Raw genomic sequence first — 16,698 nt, 5'->3', positions numbered from 1 at the left:
CGCCGACATTAGCGTTCCCTCATTGCTTCGGATTGATATTGCTGCAACGGACTTAGCAGGTAGTCAATCACACGGCGATCACCGGTACGGACCTCCGCAGTAATACTCATCCCCGCCTGAAGCGGTACTTCCCTATCTTCTACAACAATACTGTTGCGCGCAATTTTTATCCTGGCAGGAAAAACCAGCCCGAGCTGCTCATTCTGAACCGAGTCACGCGACACATGGGCCACTTCACCGGCAATAGTGCCGTAACGGGTGTACGGAAATGAGTCCACCTTAATTTCCACCGGCTGCCCGCTGTGCACAAAGCCCACATCTTTGTTCAGTAGCATCACCTCAACTTCCAGCACCGCGTCATCCGGGACAATTACCATCAACTGCTGGGCCGGTTGCACAACACCGCCAAGAGTATGCATCGCCAGTTGCTGAACAACACCGTCAACCGGCGCTCTGAGGCTCTGCAATCGATGCTTCTCATTGGCCTTAATCAGCTCCTGGGCCATCACGGCGAGCGATCCCCGGGCGTCATTCAGCTTGTCGTAATATTCACGGCGGTTCCGGGCAAGATAGCTGTCACGCTCCTCCTGTTTGCTCTCATATTCAGCCTGCAACACATCGATTTCGGCATACTGCTGAGACAATGAACGTTCGATTTCCAACCTTTCCCGTTCCTGCTCCAACAGCTCTACCCGCGGGATCAACTTATTGGCTGCCAAAGTACGACTTGCATCAAGGCGATCGCGAATATTGACTGCCAGATTTTCTAAAGCGGCAATCTCCGCCTTCCTCGCCTGCAGGCTCGCGCGGTTAACGCTCATCTCTCCGTCGATAGATTCAAGGTTGGCAATCACTTCCTGCCACTCACTTATCAGGTGCTCTCTGGCCATGGCAGCCTGCAATGGGGAGGCCTCGGCCGGAGCCTTAAAGTTCGCAATGGGGTTATCAGTCAGTAGTGCCTGCAGGCGTGCCTGCTCAAGGCGTTTAAAAATAAGCTTTTCCTGTAATTCGCGGACTTCAGCTTCAACGCCAATAGGATTTAAGCTTATTAACACGTCGCCTTCTTTCACACGCTGACCGTCACGCACGTTGATCGCTGCTACTTCCCCCGGTTCGAGCGACTGAATGACTTTCGAGTGACTGGAAACAATCAACCGGCCTGTAGCGACGGCATGAATATCCAGACGTCCAATGATCGACCAAATCAAAGCCCCCAGCAGTAATAAGGTCAGTGCCATTGCCGTACGCCTCGCCCAAGGCGCTGGCGGGCGTTCTACAATCTCCAGATAGCCCGGCTGAAACTCGTACTCATCACTGGAACGTTTTATCGCTTCAGGTTCCCTGCGCACCTTTAGCCATGCCTCTCGGAAGGTAATCAAGTGCTTCATAAACATCAAACGGATTCCTTACGTAATTCTTGCTGTAGTTGCCATAACCGGGCGTAACATCCCCCCTTTGCCAACAACTGATGGTGGCTGCCAGACTCGCTAATTTGCCCCTGTTCCAAAGTAATGATGCGGTCACAATCACGCACCGTGGACAAACGATGGGCAATAGTAATCACTGTCCGGCCCCGGGCAATCTCAGCCATATTGGCCTGGATCAATGCCTGGGACTCATCGTCAAGCGCACTGGTTGCCTCATCAAAAATCAGGATTTTAGGATCTGCCATCAGAGCACGGGCGATAGCAATACGCTGTCGCTGTCCACCAGACAGGGAACTGCCGCCTTCGGCTAGTACCGTGTCATACCCCAAAGGCAACTGCAGAATAAACTCATGGGCACCCGCCAACTTTGCTGCGGCAACAACTTTCTCCAATCCCACAGTCGGATCTTTCACGGCAATGTTTTTTCGGACACTACGGTTGAACAGGTAATTCTCCTGTAACACCACGCCTATCTGACTGCGCAAATAATTGGGACTCAGGCTATGTAACGGCATTCCATCTATCAGGATTTCGCCGCTTTCAGGGGTATAAAGCTTCTGCAGCAGGCGTGTCAGGGTGGATTTTCCTGAACCGGAAGGACCGACAATCCCCAGACTCTCGCCAGCCTTCACATGTAAATCAATTCCTTGCAATACCGGCTGCAGATCAGGCTGATAGCGGAACACCACTCCCCGCATCAACAAATCACCGTTGAGCGGATCTGTTGGGCTATGACAGCCCAGATCCTGTTCCACTGGCTGGTTGAGCATATCGCCTAGCTTGTCGACCGCTACACGGGTCTGCACGAACTGCTGCCAAAGTTCGATTAACTTGGCAACCGGCTGACTAACATGGGACGTCATCATGTTAAATGCGATAAGCTGGCCGATAGTCAGCTCAAGCGACATCACAAGGCTGGCACCAATCCAGATCACGCCAACACTGGTAGACTTCTGTAACAAGGTGACAAGGTGGTTAACTAGGCTGTTCAGCGTCTGGGTATGAAAGCCAGCTTCCACCATTTCTTTTGTTTGGGACTCCCAACGGCGCTGCATACGAGGCTCAACGGCCAGACTCTTGATTGTCTCCGCACCGCTGACAGATTCATTTAAAAATGAAGTGTTTATCGCCGACGTCTGGAACTGGCGTTCGATACGCACCTGCAAGGGCCCGGTGCTCCACCGAGCCAACAGGAAATAAAGCGGCAGAGATGCCAGCACAATGCAGGTAAGCTGTGGCGACAACCAGGCCATTACACCAAAAAATACCATGGTGAAGGCTACATCAACACACAGCGTCAGCATGGAACCAGTCAGGAAGTTGCGAATGCTATCTAGTTCTTGCACCCGGGTGATAATTGCCCCCACTTGACGGTGCTTAAAATATAACAATGGCAAGCCGAGCAAATGTCGGAACAGCTTGATTCCAAGACCAATATCAATCCGATTAGAAGTATGTGCAAACAGGTACTCACGTAATCCTTTGAGTACCACTTCGAATACCCCAACAACTACCAGAACCAGCACCAGTACATCCAAGGTCGAAAGGGCGTGGTGCACCAGCACCTTATCCATGACCACCTGAAAAAAAAGCGGCGTCGCCAATGCCAGCAACTGCAACATCAGCGAGAATATCAGCACCTCTCCGATCAACTTCCGGTGGCGAACAAACTCGGGGATGAACCAGGAAACATCAAATCGCAGAGCGGCCCCCTGCAAAGTCACCACTTCACCGCCCCACTGGGCATAGAGTTCTTCGAGTGAAACAACCTGCGGCGACACTGCATCAGAAGCCTGAATCAACGCCTGCTCATCAGAAATCCGCGCCAATACGACGAAATCCCCATTTACTTTACGGTACGCCAGCGGAAGATGCTGCTGCGAAATGTCGGCGCACTTCAACCGACCTAAGCTCAGGTTGATCCCATGCGCTCTGCCATATTGCTGAACGAGCTTTTTTAACGGCAGTTCGAGCGCTGGATCTCCCTCGTCCTTTTTCAGCTCAATCCCAGCCAGTTGCAGCAACAACCGACTGCAGGCTAACGCCGATTGTTTCAACCCGGAGCCTGATAATGAATTCACAACTCTTAAATACCTGATATTTTTTATCTGTACTGAATAAAAAAAACCACCTCCATGGGAGGTGGTACAAAAAGACAAGACAAACTTGCGTTATCAGACATATTCAAATGAACATGCCCAGTAACTTTAAAGCTGACTGATTAGAAAGCAATTTCAAGTCTGCTTCGAGAATACTACCTCCAAGGCGCACAAAAACTGCCATTAAATTCCATAAAAAAACACCAAATAAAAAAACCACTTATATCAATGAATTAAAATAGAGTAATTACTCAAAAAGAGCAGTTATAAGCTTAACAAAAATCGGCTTACCGATGGCCCACTCGCTGATCATCAGGTCAACGCAAGGCTTCAAGGCAGGCCGGGAGCTTATACAGATGGAATTGTTAGGAGGGAAACAGAGGGGGCAAGCCCCCTCATCCTATCGAAGCCTGTTAGCAAACAGCCACTTCAGGTATGGTTATCACTGGCTGGGTGCTCTTCACGCTATCTTGCGAAGCGCTTCCACCTTCACCGCCAGCATCGCTGCCGAACGTGGACATTGCGGCAGTCAACTGCGCCAACCGAAGAGTGTCGACGTTAGCATCAACGGCGTTGGTCTCAAACTTCACCGACAGCCCCTCCAGGCGCGCGCCATATTGACCAGCCCACCACTCATTATCCTTACCGGCGTCAGTCACTTCGATATAGTGTACATCACTGCCATAATCCTCCAGGCTATGAGTCACCAACTCAGATTGATCTCCAACTGTCCGGTCACCGGTACTCCAGCTATATAGCTCATTGCCGTTGCTGTCCAACATCCGAACGCTTAGCCTGTAGTTGTCATCGATATGACCGACCTTATGAAAGCTCTCACTGACACTGATCGCATTGGCACCGTAAGTATCGATAAGTCCTGAAACATCAAAGCGGCGAGTCCTGCTGCACCATTGATAAGATGTGTACAAACCATCCTCACCAACCGCAAAGCCGTTCCCGCCATTATTCACGTTCCAACCACTCAACGAATTGGCATCATCCACCAGCTCGACAAAACGCGGTACAGGTGCTGCAGCCTTCTCAGGCAGTTCGGTAGACTGCACTCCAGTTTGCAACAATGCCGTGTACCGGGTCAGCACGTTGATATCTGCTGCACTGTGACTCTTACCGTCCGCGGCCTGTACCGTCATATGCTGATATGCGTTACCTTTGAACCAGTCCTTCACCAGGATCTGAGACTTGGCTTCACTGAGATTACCGTCATCGCCCAATTGCAGCACCAGCAGGTTGTCACCCTGTCGCTGGTAGCTCAAACGGCTCAGCGTAGCCGCGTCCCCCAGCTTCAGGGTATCTTGGCTACCGTCGGTGTCATAGTTGTAGATCACCTTGGTTCCACCGTTGCCAGCCCCGACCTCATAGGTATCGGCCCCTTTTCCGCCTTCAAAGTAGTTGAAATGACCGTTGGCGACAAAAGTGTCGTTGCCGCGACTACCAAGCACTGAAACGGCCTCAGAATCCGCCGCATAACCAATATTCCAACCATGTGAGGTTCCGGTGGCCTCATAGCGGCCCTGAGATAGATCCACACGATAGGAAGCCAGATCGGTTCCGGACAAATCCAGAGATTTCAACTGCTGCCTACCGTCCTGATAATCCCACACCAGCTCTCCGAGGTAACGGTCCTTGCCAAAGCTGAACTCCAGCTTGTCGGTGGTGCCATTAAGATTGATGTGAATATCAGTACCGTTATAGTTCACCGCAACGTCACGATACACAGAGCCGCCGTAGCTTACCTGCTTATAACCAGACGACAGCACGATCCGATCGGTGTTCTTGCCGTCACCCTGCGCGCCGATAAAGATACGCCCCTGACCTTCACGGATCAGGTAAGTATCCTTGCCGTTGCCACCGCTCATACTCACGCCGTAGTCACCGGCAACACCAGCCACGAGGATATCATCGCCGTCCCCACCGTAAAGGTTATCGTTTCCGCCTCGGCCTTGGATCACATTGTCGCGGTCGTCTCCGAAGATATTGTCGGCATGGCGACTACCGATCACATCGACCACATCACCATTCAACAGTTTCGTCCGCTTATTCTCGTTACCACCTCCAACAGGGTTTTCATTGATCTCGCCGCTATACAAGTTGACCTCATACCCGCAGCGAGATTGCAACTGCAAAGTGTTCACAGTTATATTGCCATCTTTGTCGGCAACATAGTCCCCGGTGGCAAGATCATTCGGCAGATAAAGATTACCCAGCGAATCCATCAGCGTCAGATGGCGGTTTGCACTATCCGCGTAATAGTCCTTCACCTTGATCACATCATTACGATTTGGATTCTTCTCCCGGAATGTCTGCGCCAACTGTTCTACCAGCTGTTTTTCCTGCCACGATTCAAGGCTGGTGAAACGCTCCATTGCCGACTCAAGATCTACATCATGGATGGTTTCGCCACACTCTCTCAATGGAACAACGTATTTCTGAGTAAACGCACTTATCGTCTGTTCGTACTGGTTCCAGACTGTCTGGTTCGAGAAATCTTGCAGCGCATCATCCAGCAAATTCTTCAGCGCTTGCAGATCCACACGCAGCTCACTGAAGAAGCGATTGGCAGCCTGCCAGCCAGCATTGACACTGAGCAGCAGATCATCCCCTTCCCTGCGCATAGCCAGTGTATCGACATCCAGCATCAGCACATCCTGATCCTCACTCGGGCTGCCGTCTTCATCCGACCAGTTTGAGTAGTTATCGATAGTGTCCAGATCACCTTCACGGATCAGATCGTCCACAGAGAAAATGTAGCTATCCATTCCCCTGCCACCCCACAGCAAATCGCTGCCATGGCCACCACGCAACTGGTCAGCACCGAATCCACCATACAGCTCATCGTCGCCGCCATTACCGATCAAAAGGTTATCGGCATCATTACCGGAGATAATATCGCTCCGTTGGGAACCGAACACATTCTCGATATTTTTCAGGCTGAGATTAACGTTCTGTCGAGTATGCGAGTCATGCTCGCGGTTAATCACACGGCCGTAATCAGTGCGATAAACAGGAGACAACCGGACATCGAACCCTTGCCCACCATCCTCGGCGTAATAGGACTGCAACGACAAAGTATCTTTGTCAGCTCCACCATCGAGCTTACCAGTCACCCAGCCCCCGACTACTTCAAACGTATCGTTCTTATCTGCACCGGCAAAATCAACTTCAGCCGTCTCATTCATCAGGAACACATTGTTTCGGCCATGGTCGCCCCTGGCGACATCATAACCGCCACCCAGCGCAAACAGGGTAGTTCTGACACCCCCGCTAACCGCTCCTGGATCTTCCTTCACACCGGCATCGTACCCGGTAAAACTTTCAAGCATCGGCTCAGGTGCGCCGGCCATCTGTTTGGAAAACGCCAGCAGTTGCTCGACATCATCATTTGGGTAGAGACAACTTGCAAAGAATCTTGCAATATCCTGATCGTAAGACACCCCAAGCTGGTGCAGTGTATTTGCCAGATCCCATGCTTTCTTACGCTCATTATATAAGGCCATTCCCGTCGACTTAGATGCAGCGCGTTCCTCTTCGGAAGCATGGTAAATATCGTTGGCCTCCTCGACACGCGCCGCGCTATTGCTGTGGAATTTTGTTCCTACCGCTTTATGGGAATAGACGAACTTATCCACTCCGAGTTGTCTGTAATAGTCGAAATTCTCTTTCGCTGCAGATTCAAGTTGCTCGCGAGTGGTGTTAATCGTTGCCTCTTTTGCAATCCGCTCAGGGATCGGGAAACCAAAGAAGCTGACAAATCCTGCGAGGGCACGATCACCGGCACTGATCCCGGCATCCTTGAGACCTTCGCACAACCGCACCGCATTGTAGATCCCCGTTGCCAGAGAAATCGCCACCCCTACAGCGGCACCTATAGGCCCGAAAGCCGAAGCCGCAACCGCTGCCGCAGAGCCTGCAGTAGCAACCGCAGAGACAATGCCGGCAATCCCGCTGGCCACCGAAAGTACCGCGCTGCCGACCTGCAGGGCACCGTTAACAATCAGATCCGTACGGCGGTCGCCGTCCGTCTCAACGTCCAGACCCTTAAAGGTATCCACTGCAGCCCAGATACTGAATGGTGCAGAGAGCAAGCCTCCCAAGCCACCAGAAATCTTGCCCAGCACATTGGAAAACTTCGATGCCACCGAGGCAATCTTCGTACTCTCTGCCAGTGTATCGACCAGCATATCGACGCCGTCAGCGAGCATTCCCCCCAACTCCCGGCCAGCTTCGTAATCGTTGCCTTTAACAAAGCCATCAACAATCGCAAATGCCGAGCCGGGGAACATCGCCATCGATAAGCCTGTGGAGAAGCGGCTTATTCCTTTGCACAGGGCTTTCAGAGGAAAGCGCGTTCGCACGTTTTCCGGACCAAACATCCGATCCTGGCGATCAGCTTCGTACAAAACGGCATCCTTCAGGACATCGACATTCGCCGCACTGATATCTGCATCGGTCAGTTTACTGTTAACCTTATTCCATGACTCCATCAACGCTGTCGTTTTGCTGCGTGACTCATCACTACCAGCCAGGAATGAAGTATCACTGTCATCACCATTCAATCGTCGAATGGCGTCAAGTTTTTCTACCAATTCAAGGCGAGTATCACTTGAGTGCACCGGAGAAGCCATGGCATCAGCATTCAATGTCAAGCGACCATCATTCAGAAGCTTGTTCAGATCCATCTCAGCCAGCTTCCAGTCCAGGCTGACAAGTTTCCCGTCAAGCTTAGCCCCCATCATCAGCAGATCACCGAGGGTCAGCGTCTGATCGCCCAAGGTGACTTTCTGGCCGGAATCGTTCAGGCGTTCCACTTCAGACTGCAGCGGCTTCGCCAATAGCTCATTCAGGCGCGCGGCCTGTGCACGGCAATCGCCCTCTCCCCCGGCTATCCCTGAAAGATCCAGTCGATCGATGTTCACCATGTCATCGTAGATCTTGCGTAGCTGCAGATCGTCATTCTGAACGACAAACCGATTATTTTCATCGATCTTCAGGATAGGCAACTCAAGGCGATGGCTGATTCCCGGTACAGGGCTATCCATTCCCGGATGGGATTTAAGGTGCGCCTCACCGAAGACCACCACGAACTTCTCACCCTCAGGTAGCCCGTTCAGCTTTTCAACGGCGACGTTGTTGGCGGCACCGGCGCGGTACATTAATCCATGTTCATTTGCGTAGCGTGCGGTGCTGTTCGCGTCCAGCGCTATGATCTTCATACCATGCGAATGAGCCTGCTCGAACAGTTGCATCAAATGCCCTTCCGACTTGCTGAGGATCATCGCCTCGAGCTCGGCCGACAATACTCCTGTTTTCAGATAGTCGTCGATGAGCGGCTGCGCCAGATCGGCTCGCAAATGTTCCAGGCCGATCGTCGTCACGCCCTGCTTTTTAAGCGCATCAAGATGCTCGACGATGAAGCGCTGACCGTTCAAATCGGAGCCGTGAGTCTCGCTGATCAACAAGCCTTTCTGATCGTTCAGCAGTACAGACAAACGACCGTCGATATCACTCTCAGCGTTTAAGCGACGGTTCAACTCGTTCAGCGCATCTCCAGAGAACTTCTTATCCCATTGCGAGAAGTCGAAATCCTTACTACTAATGAAGATCTCCCTGGCCTGGTCAAAGCGCGCGACCTGAAGCTCTTTAATGTAGCCGGGATCGCCATACTTGCTTAGCAGCTGTATCTCAGGCTGCAGGGTAGACGCAGAGTCCTTGGCACTCTCCTTGATGAAATAAAACGTCATCGACGCCACTTCACCGAATTTCTGACTGGGTTTTCCGCAGATATCCTGCATTTCCTGATAGCTGTAACCCAAGTGCAGAATCTTACTGTCGGCATCAATGGTCGCCTTCGTCAGTAGCCCCTGTTGTTGGGCCTTGCCCAGAAAATTGGTAATCTCTGTATAATGCGCACTGATGTCTATATGGTATTTGGCTTCAAAACCTAACTCAGCCGAGCCCGGCGTGTTGCCAGAATAGCCCTTCATACCAGCCAGCATCGGATCTTCGTTGACCCAGCGGATCAGGAAGTCGGTGATACCTGCATCTTCCCCACCCAGTTCGCGCTGCGCATCAGAGTAGATAGCTGCCGCCAAGTTAGGGCGATCACCAGTGAGATCCGTCAGGGAACGCTTTAGCGCAGCAGAATCATCGCCGAACAAACTTGTCTCCAACTGCTCCTTCAGGATCCTCAACGCATTGTTGCGGCCCGAATTCGGATGATCGGCCGTATAGCTGTCAATTAAACCAATTAACTTAAACGCTGCCTCTGGTTGCGGTTGAGACTCACTCTTGAACGTCGACAATACGTCGACAATGGCATTGTACGCATCGCCCCGGCGTTTGCCGAAGACCGACGCTTCTTTGACCAGTTGTTCACTACTCATCACCCCGTCCATGTCCATCAGGGCAACCTCGGGTTTAAGCCCCGATAACGACCAATCCCCTTTGTCTTTCAGGTAGTCCGCGGCAAATTGTGTCATCGCGTCGAGGTTGGCAAAGCCTTTCACCTCACCCTGCCCGGCGATATAAACCGCATAGCGATGATTAGCTGCATCGCATATCACCGCCAGTGACTGATCACCAACAGTCAGTTTGTACTGCCCAATGCCTGCAGCTTCCAGTGCACCTTTCAGCCCGATGGCGCTCTGTTGCCCATCTAGGGTGACATAGCTGTCTTTTTCAAGCGTTGCCGCTGTCAGAATCTTGCGTAGCTCACCAATCTGCAGCAGCTCGTCGTCCGTCGCCAATCCCAGCTTTTCCCGGCGCAGGATCTCGTTAGCCTGGTGAATATTCTCCAGCAGAGCATCGCTCCCCTTACCGGATGCCTGCAGGCGGAGGTAGGCGTCTACCGACGCATTTTTCAGGCCATCGTCGCCCAGCAATTGGTCGGCGAACAGTCGAATTGTGGCGTTGGCATCATGATCGCGTACATCTGTAACCAGATCACGGGCGTTTTGCACCGCTTTTTCAGGATCGACCGCGGCCGGCGCCTTGTCCGCTGCCGGTTCGAAGATCTCCCGGTTCAAAGTATCCAGTACGCTAGGCGAAAACGGACCAGTCTTGAACTTTCCAAGCTCGTCCGCGTTAAAGCTAGTCACGCACTCAAACAATGGGGTCTTGCCGTCGGTATCCAGCCCCATTTTATACTTCCCGGCAAAGTTCATCCCATCCTTGCCGAAGTGTCCGTGCATATATTCGGAAAACTTCGCGCTAGAACTGAATTCAACCAAGCCGGTATTAGGATCGTAGAAGCCGAAAATCCGCTTGCCATCCTCGGTACGGGACCAAGCCGACATCGCATGAAACTTGGTATCCACCTCTAGAAAGACCGGCACATGCGTCAGATCCAACTGCCCATCGGCGTCGGTCGGCGTCAGCTTCGCCAAAACACCATCCAGCGTTAATGGCTGTTTATTTTCGACGCTCCACTGACCCCGTACGGCTGCCACAAAATCACTGTCATTCTTTTTGTGGAGCCTGCGCACATCGCTCATGAATACCTTAGCGTTCGCTAACTCCTGAGCCGAATACTTATTCGGGTTGTTGATAACGGTGACCACACTGAAAAAATTCTGCAAAAGCCGGGAACCTGCCGTTTTCTGACCCGATGCGGCTAGATTCTGCGCCACCAACATCAGCTTCGACAGGGGATCACAACGTCCACCATTGCCATCGTTGATCAAATTCAGCAAAAAACCCTGCGGTGCCAGTTGTTGACGCGCCCGGGCGTCAAAGTTCCCACCAGCCGGATGCCCGGCTGCATCCCTGAACAGCTTGTTGCTTTCACTGACCGTATCCGGCATGCTTTCCTGAAAATACCGATATTCGATTTCCCGCGCGATTGTCCCCTGCTGCTCTTTGCTCAAACTCCCACCAGTGAACAAGGCGACCAATTTTTTTAGGCTCATCCCTTCCTGAAAACCCGGAACTTTCGACACCTCCCCACCGGTATAACCGTCAAGAAAGTACTGATTCTTACGGAGGTTGACCAACTTACCATGCGCATCAGGCTTCGGTGATAGCGCTTTGATAAAGTCCTTCATCGAAGGATCTGCGCTTGCTTTCTCCTGACTTTGGATACTATTAAGCTCTCCAGCCGAAGCAATCGCATGCTCGTAAAGCCCGCGGATCAATTCAGCCTGGCTGTCCTGCGGCCATTGCTGCAAATATTCGCCAGTTGCCTGCTGCAAGTTAAACAGCGCCAGATTCTGATCCACCTTATCGCTGTTTAACTGGTTGACTGCATCGACGACAGCCAAGTACGCCTGGGCTCTTCCCTTACTGAGCTGGCGGGTGATCCCCGGGGAATCCGGCAGCAACTGGCCTTGTACAAATGCATTTGCTGCTGCTTTTACATCTCCGCTTGCAGGGTCGAATGTATCTGGATCAGCCTGCTCCTGAATAGCAACTGCCAGCTGACGCAAAACATGGGCCTTGCCGGCATCAGCACGGTTTAATCCTGCTAGAGAGCTCTTGCCATCAAAAAAGTCACTGCCCAGTGAGATCATGATACGGTCGGTGCCAATCAATACCCGCTCGCCAACATCCGAACCGGCCACTACTTCGATACGCCGGTGCAGACCTTCGGGAACGCCTTTCAGCTGCTTCAAGGCGGCCCGTACCCGACTTTTGGTCAACTGATAATCTGCATCGGTACTGCTTTTCTGCATGCAGATCCGTACATCAAACTCTCCCACATAGAGCTGCCGCTTACGGCCATAGAAACCTTCACGGTTCATGGCTGCGTCGATATCGGCTCCAGTTGCCTCTCGACGCTGCGTCGCCTGCTCAGAGAGCGCGGTCTCGATACCACGTTTTTGCAGCTCAGCCGCCACCCAGTCCTGCTCAGCTTCCACCTGCTGGAGCCAGTTAGGTTTTTCCGTTGAGCCCTTAATAGCCTCAAGTGACTCAATCTCAAAAGTGGCTGCATCAGCCGATTGGCCGATTTTAGAAGGCCAGTAACCAGCGCGCATCATGCCGTCGAAATATGAGTTCAACAAACGCTCGAAGGCTGCGGGATCAGACGTACGAGTCACCCCAGTATTCGGCTCAAAGAAGCTGTAGACACCATCACGTTTTGTCACCGCCATCGCATGGTTATCTGACGAGATCAGGAAGAATTTATCTTTATCACCTCCCAGCTTACGGGTTACCAAATCATGGATATTGACATCAGCATCGGATTCGAACCCGGTCTGCGCCCCCTCTTTTTTGAATATAGGATCCTGGTTTCGGGTAGAAGCCTGGTACTGAAACAACTTTACAATCGGATCGGCCAGCGCATCAGCGCCCTGCTCGCGTCGATACTGCCGGGTTAATTGCTCACGTACGCTGTTAGCGGTGTCTTTACGCTCAAGACCGCCGAACACTTGTTGCAGGCGATTAAGAAAAGCATCCCCCCCTTTCTTGCGATACACCTCTGCAGCCAGGTATTCAGCCGCCAGCCCGTAACAGACACCATCGCGTACCGAATCGGCATTAAAACCATCAGGCATACGGCGGTTAACCGTTTCAAAAATCTTCAGCTGCTTACCGGAAAGGAACTCACTGACCTGAGAGAGCTTCTGAACATCACCAAAATGCTTGGCGCCTGCTGCTTTTACTGCATCAAGCATCTTATTGCGCTTCAACGTAACAAATAGCAGGATATCCAGTCGTGCATGTCGGGTCACCGGCGCATCCAGCACATCACTGTCGGACAGGCTCTTGCTTCCCAGCTCCGCCATCTCCTGCTCAGTACGTTGCTTCACGTTATCAGGCAACAGCGCCGCATCAGGCTTGATCGTCCAGTGTACCTGTTGGCTGAATGCAAACCAGGTCGGCATTATCTCGAGTATCGCCTCATCAAGCTTAGCCTCTCCGGCCTGGTAGATCTCTTCAAACCGGGAGAACTCCATCTCCTCATTCAGTACCAGATCGGCCGCCACGGCCATCAGCTTGTCCATGACACCTTTAGAGACATCACCACCTTCGGTCAGGATCTGCTTACTCTGCTCAAGAAACTGCTCGCGCGTCATAACATGTGAAACGCTATCATGCTCCTTTGCCAGCGCGTTGCTAAATTGCTCTATTTCATCCTGGCTGAACGGCTTGCGTTCCATCGGATAGATCGTCCGCTCCGGTTCAGCGGCGGGCACCAACATCACATTGCATGATGCTGCCAGAAAATCTGAGAATATCTCCCCCCATTCCCAGTCATAGATTTCCTCCCGCCATATATTCACAGCGCCCTGTTCAGCTGCCCAGCCACGCATCCAGGTCAACATCTCCTTACGCAGATCGTTTTGTCCATCCTGCTCAAGCTGTTCCCAGCTCATTCCCCTTTCTGCGGCATATTTTTGCAATGTCTGCTGGAAAAGAGCATCGAATTCCTCGCCGGGCACCACGCGTACAGTCATGTTTTTTAGTTTTTCACGATCCCAGTGGAGGGCATCGTTATCCATCACCGCGGCGCACACAGCCTCTTCAGGAATGGCCACCTCGGCATCTCCACTAGGTTGGTTCAGTCCCATTTTAAGCATTTGGATTTTGTTGTCATATCCGAAGTCCTGCGTCAGGATTGACAACTCAGCAAAACTCTCGCCCGCCTTAACAGTGACGCTATATCGCCCGAACGCCCTTGCCATTTCCGAGCTGCCGCGCGACTGAAACAGCACCTCTGGTGAAGCCCCCCAATGCCAGTCTATGTAACCGTCCGCGGTTACCTCGAAGCTGATATCCTGCGTTACCGCCTTATCCAAAACAACCCGGAACTGAAGCGACTGACCCTCTTCAGTCACCGCTTGGACGGCCTCCAATCGCGCTATTGCTTTTTCTGACATATAGTCCTCATACAAGCTTATTCTTTTGATTTTCCAATCAATACAAATGTACTAATTATTTTCTCCCACTCCCCTCACTGGATATAGAGAAATTCAAAACTGTCCATTAAAGACCAAGCCAATATAGACAAGAAACATTCAAATCCATGGATGCATGAATATTGAGTGATCTTGTTAGGTTCAATTCAAAAATAGTGATATGAAAGTCAGCTGGTCTTGGAGGGAAAATGGGCGGCGATATTCTACGCTCAACCCCAAATTAACTGTAATCATCAAAAACAAAGTTTTATTCAGAATAATAATCCCTATAAATCATAGGTATAGGGTAGAGTAATTAATCTAAAGACAGACGCAAAATTTATGTCAGAATTTTTATTATCAATAGTATAAGGAAGAATAGCTTAATTCAGAAAGCAAGAAACAGTATCTGTGACATGAGTATTAAGATCATGCTCTTACAAACACGGTGTTAGTTAGAGGGGCTGCAGACTTTACAGCCATTAAAGTGAATGCGACTTCTCAGTCTACGTTGATGATCAGGTGAACAATTTAATACACTTCACTGAATTCGTCAGTAAGCTTGAATAGCAAACAACTTCACGGTCCTGAAAAATAATCTGAAAATACTGCTCTTGAGGATATTCAAGCATATGTGCTTCAGAATAATCAGGTTCATCCTCAGCCGTATAGTCCTTATCCTTGCTTGTCAATTTTATAGAAAACACATCGTCATCCCAAAAATGAACATCATAGCTTTTCTTTAAGGTTTCCTGTTCATCAAGAGACATAATAGTTGTTTTCATTCGATGCGTTCCTAACATACCGTGCTCAATAGTGTGAAATTTCCTGTACCTGTAAACACTATTTTCTGAAAACTTTATCCCATGACCATAGACAATAGGATCAAAATAGCTTTTCATAAACAGTGGTTGGTTTTGAATAGTTTTGATTAAAATCCCAACAAAGACAACAAATGCACAAATAGCATAACAAATAAGTAATTTATAAATATTTCTCATTTATACACGTCTCAGGAAATCAATTTAACGCACTGAACTGAGTCAGTCAGTAAGCTTGAATAACAACACAGGCCGCTATCCTGGAAGATGACCTGAAAGAACTCCTTCTGCGGATACTCAATAAGATGTGACTCTGTAAGATCCGGCTCTTTCTCTGATGTATAGTCGTCATCCTTCTCGATGATTTTTGCTGAAAATAAAGAATCGTCAAAAAAATAGACAGCATAGGTCTTCTTAAAGATCTCCCTATCATCCATGGATGTAATAATTGACTTCATATTGTGAAAACCAAGTGGATGCGAAATAATTGTATGAAGCTCCTTAAACGCATCACTACCACCCTCAAAGAAGGTGATACCATTAGCATATATAATCGGGTGGTCATAACTAAACAGAAAATAGGGGCGGCTAGTATTACTTTTATATACAATACCAGCAAAAACTGCCAAAGCGCAGAGGGCATAACTAATAAGCAGCTTATCGACAACTTTCATTGATATGCTTCCTAATTTCATCTGCTGTGTAATTAATAGTGAATGTCAGATTCAGGATCTGCCTGTCTTGATGTCGTTGTGAATTGAATTCACAAGCAACATAAAACTGTTCGTGATTTTTAGAAATGAACACCCGTGAAATACTACTTATTATTTGACCCGCTAACTCTTGGTATAACATCTCGCTTGCATGGCTACCCTCGATGTAAAAGGTGGTCCCCTCACTTATTTCGATAGACCAGGGCCGCTTTGTAGCCGCCTGCGATTGCATATATATCGAACCTGCCCAAAGGAAAGTTAAGGTCGATACAAAAAACACAGTAAGGGCCAGCACTTTTACAGCAACTTTCTTCATCGCGGGGAACATCTGCTGTGATCCACCTTCTGGCTGTATCGAAACCGATGAATCACTCACAGCACAAGGCTCTGCAGCATTATCACATTTCGTTTCTATGTTTTTTTCCAAATAACAGGCATCAAAACATACACTACCCGATATTAACTGATAACCCTCCTTGGGCAGCGTTTTAATGATCTTTTGTTCTTTGCCACTGTCCCCTAACGCCAGTCGAAGCTGAGCGATAGCCTGGGTTAAACTCGAATCAGAGACAACTCTGTCCCCCCAAGTTTCAGCTACAAGCACGTCCTTTCGAACGACCAGATCCTCATTATCGAGTAACAGTCTCAATATCCGGCACTCTGTCGATTTAATGCTTCTTGATGCCCCAGACACACTGTTGCTCAATTGCACCTTGTTATTAGGATTAAAAACCCACATCAAGTTATCTCACTTTACTTTCACTATTTACACCTTTTCAAAT

Annotated in this window: 6 protein-coding genes; all 6 read right to left on the bottom strand. The window is 50.1% G+C overall.

Going from position 1 to position 16,698, the window contains the following annotated elements; genetic code table 11:
• Positions 1–8 precede the first annotated feature (8 nt).
• The 6 genes from EIZ48_RS01825 to EIZ48_RS01800 all read right to left on the bottom strand — a co-directional run bounded on the left by EIZ48_RS01825 (position 9) and on the right by EIZ48_RS01800 (position 16,655).
• Positions 9–1,394 (bottom strand): HlyD family type I secretion periplasmic adaptor subunit, encoded by a 1,386-nt coding sequence (locus tag EIZ48_RS01825; RefSeq protein WP_192928420.1) that lies wholly within the window; start codon positions 1,392–1,394, stop codon positions 9–11.
• Complete coding sequence (locus EIZ48_RS01820; RefSeq protein WP_338046887.1) at positions 1,394–3,508, bottom strand: peptidase domain-containing ABC transporter; 2,115 nt, start codon at positions 3,506–3,508, stop codon at positions 1,394–1,396. The genes EIZ48_RS01825 and EIZ48_RS01820 overlap by 1 nt, the downstream gene beginning before the upstream one ends.
• 431 nt (positions 3,509–3,939) lie before the next feature.
• A complete protein-coding gene (locus EIZ48_RS01815; protein WP_160648409.1) occupies positions 3,940–14,364 on the bottom strand; it encodes an Mcf1 protease effector domain-containing protein in 10,425 nt (3,474 codons plus the stop codon).
• Positions 14,365–14,900: 536 nt separating this feature from the next.
• Positions 14,901–15,383: a hypothetical protein gene (locus EIZ48_RS01810; RefSeq protein ID WP_160648408.1), complete on the bottom strand. Its 483-nt coding sequence runs from the start codon at positions 15,381–15,383 to the stop codon at positions 14,901–14,903.
• A gap of 11 nt (positions 15,384–15,394) precedes the next feature.
• On the bottom strand, positions 15,395–15,877 hold the full coding sequence (locus EIZ48_RS01805) for a hypothetical protein (protein WP_160648407.1): 483 nt from the start codon (positions 15,875–15,877) through the stop codon (positions 15,395–15,397).
• Positions 15,861–16,655, bottom strand: coding sequence for a winged helix-turn-helix domain-containing protein (locus EIZ48_RS01800; RefSeq protein ID WP_160648406.1), 795 nt, complete (start codon positions 16,653–16,655; stop codon positions 15,861–15,863). Before EIZ48_RS01800 ends, EIZ48_RS01805 begins: the two co-directional genes overlap by 17 nt.
• Between the last annotated feature and the right edge of the window lie 43 nt (positions 16,656–16,698).

This window comes from Photobacterium alginatilyticum (assembly GCF_009910675.1).
Classification (GTDB): domain Bacteria; phylum Pseudomonadota; class Gammaproteobacteria; order Enterobacterales; family Vibrionaceae; genus Photobacterium; species Photobacterium alginatilyticum.
Note: the sequence above shows the minus strand (reverse complement) of the source record. Positions and strands in the feature narration are given on the sequence as shown.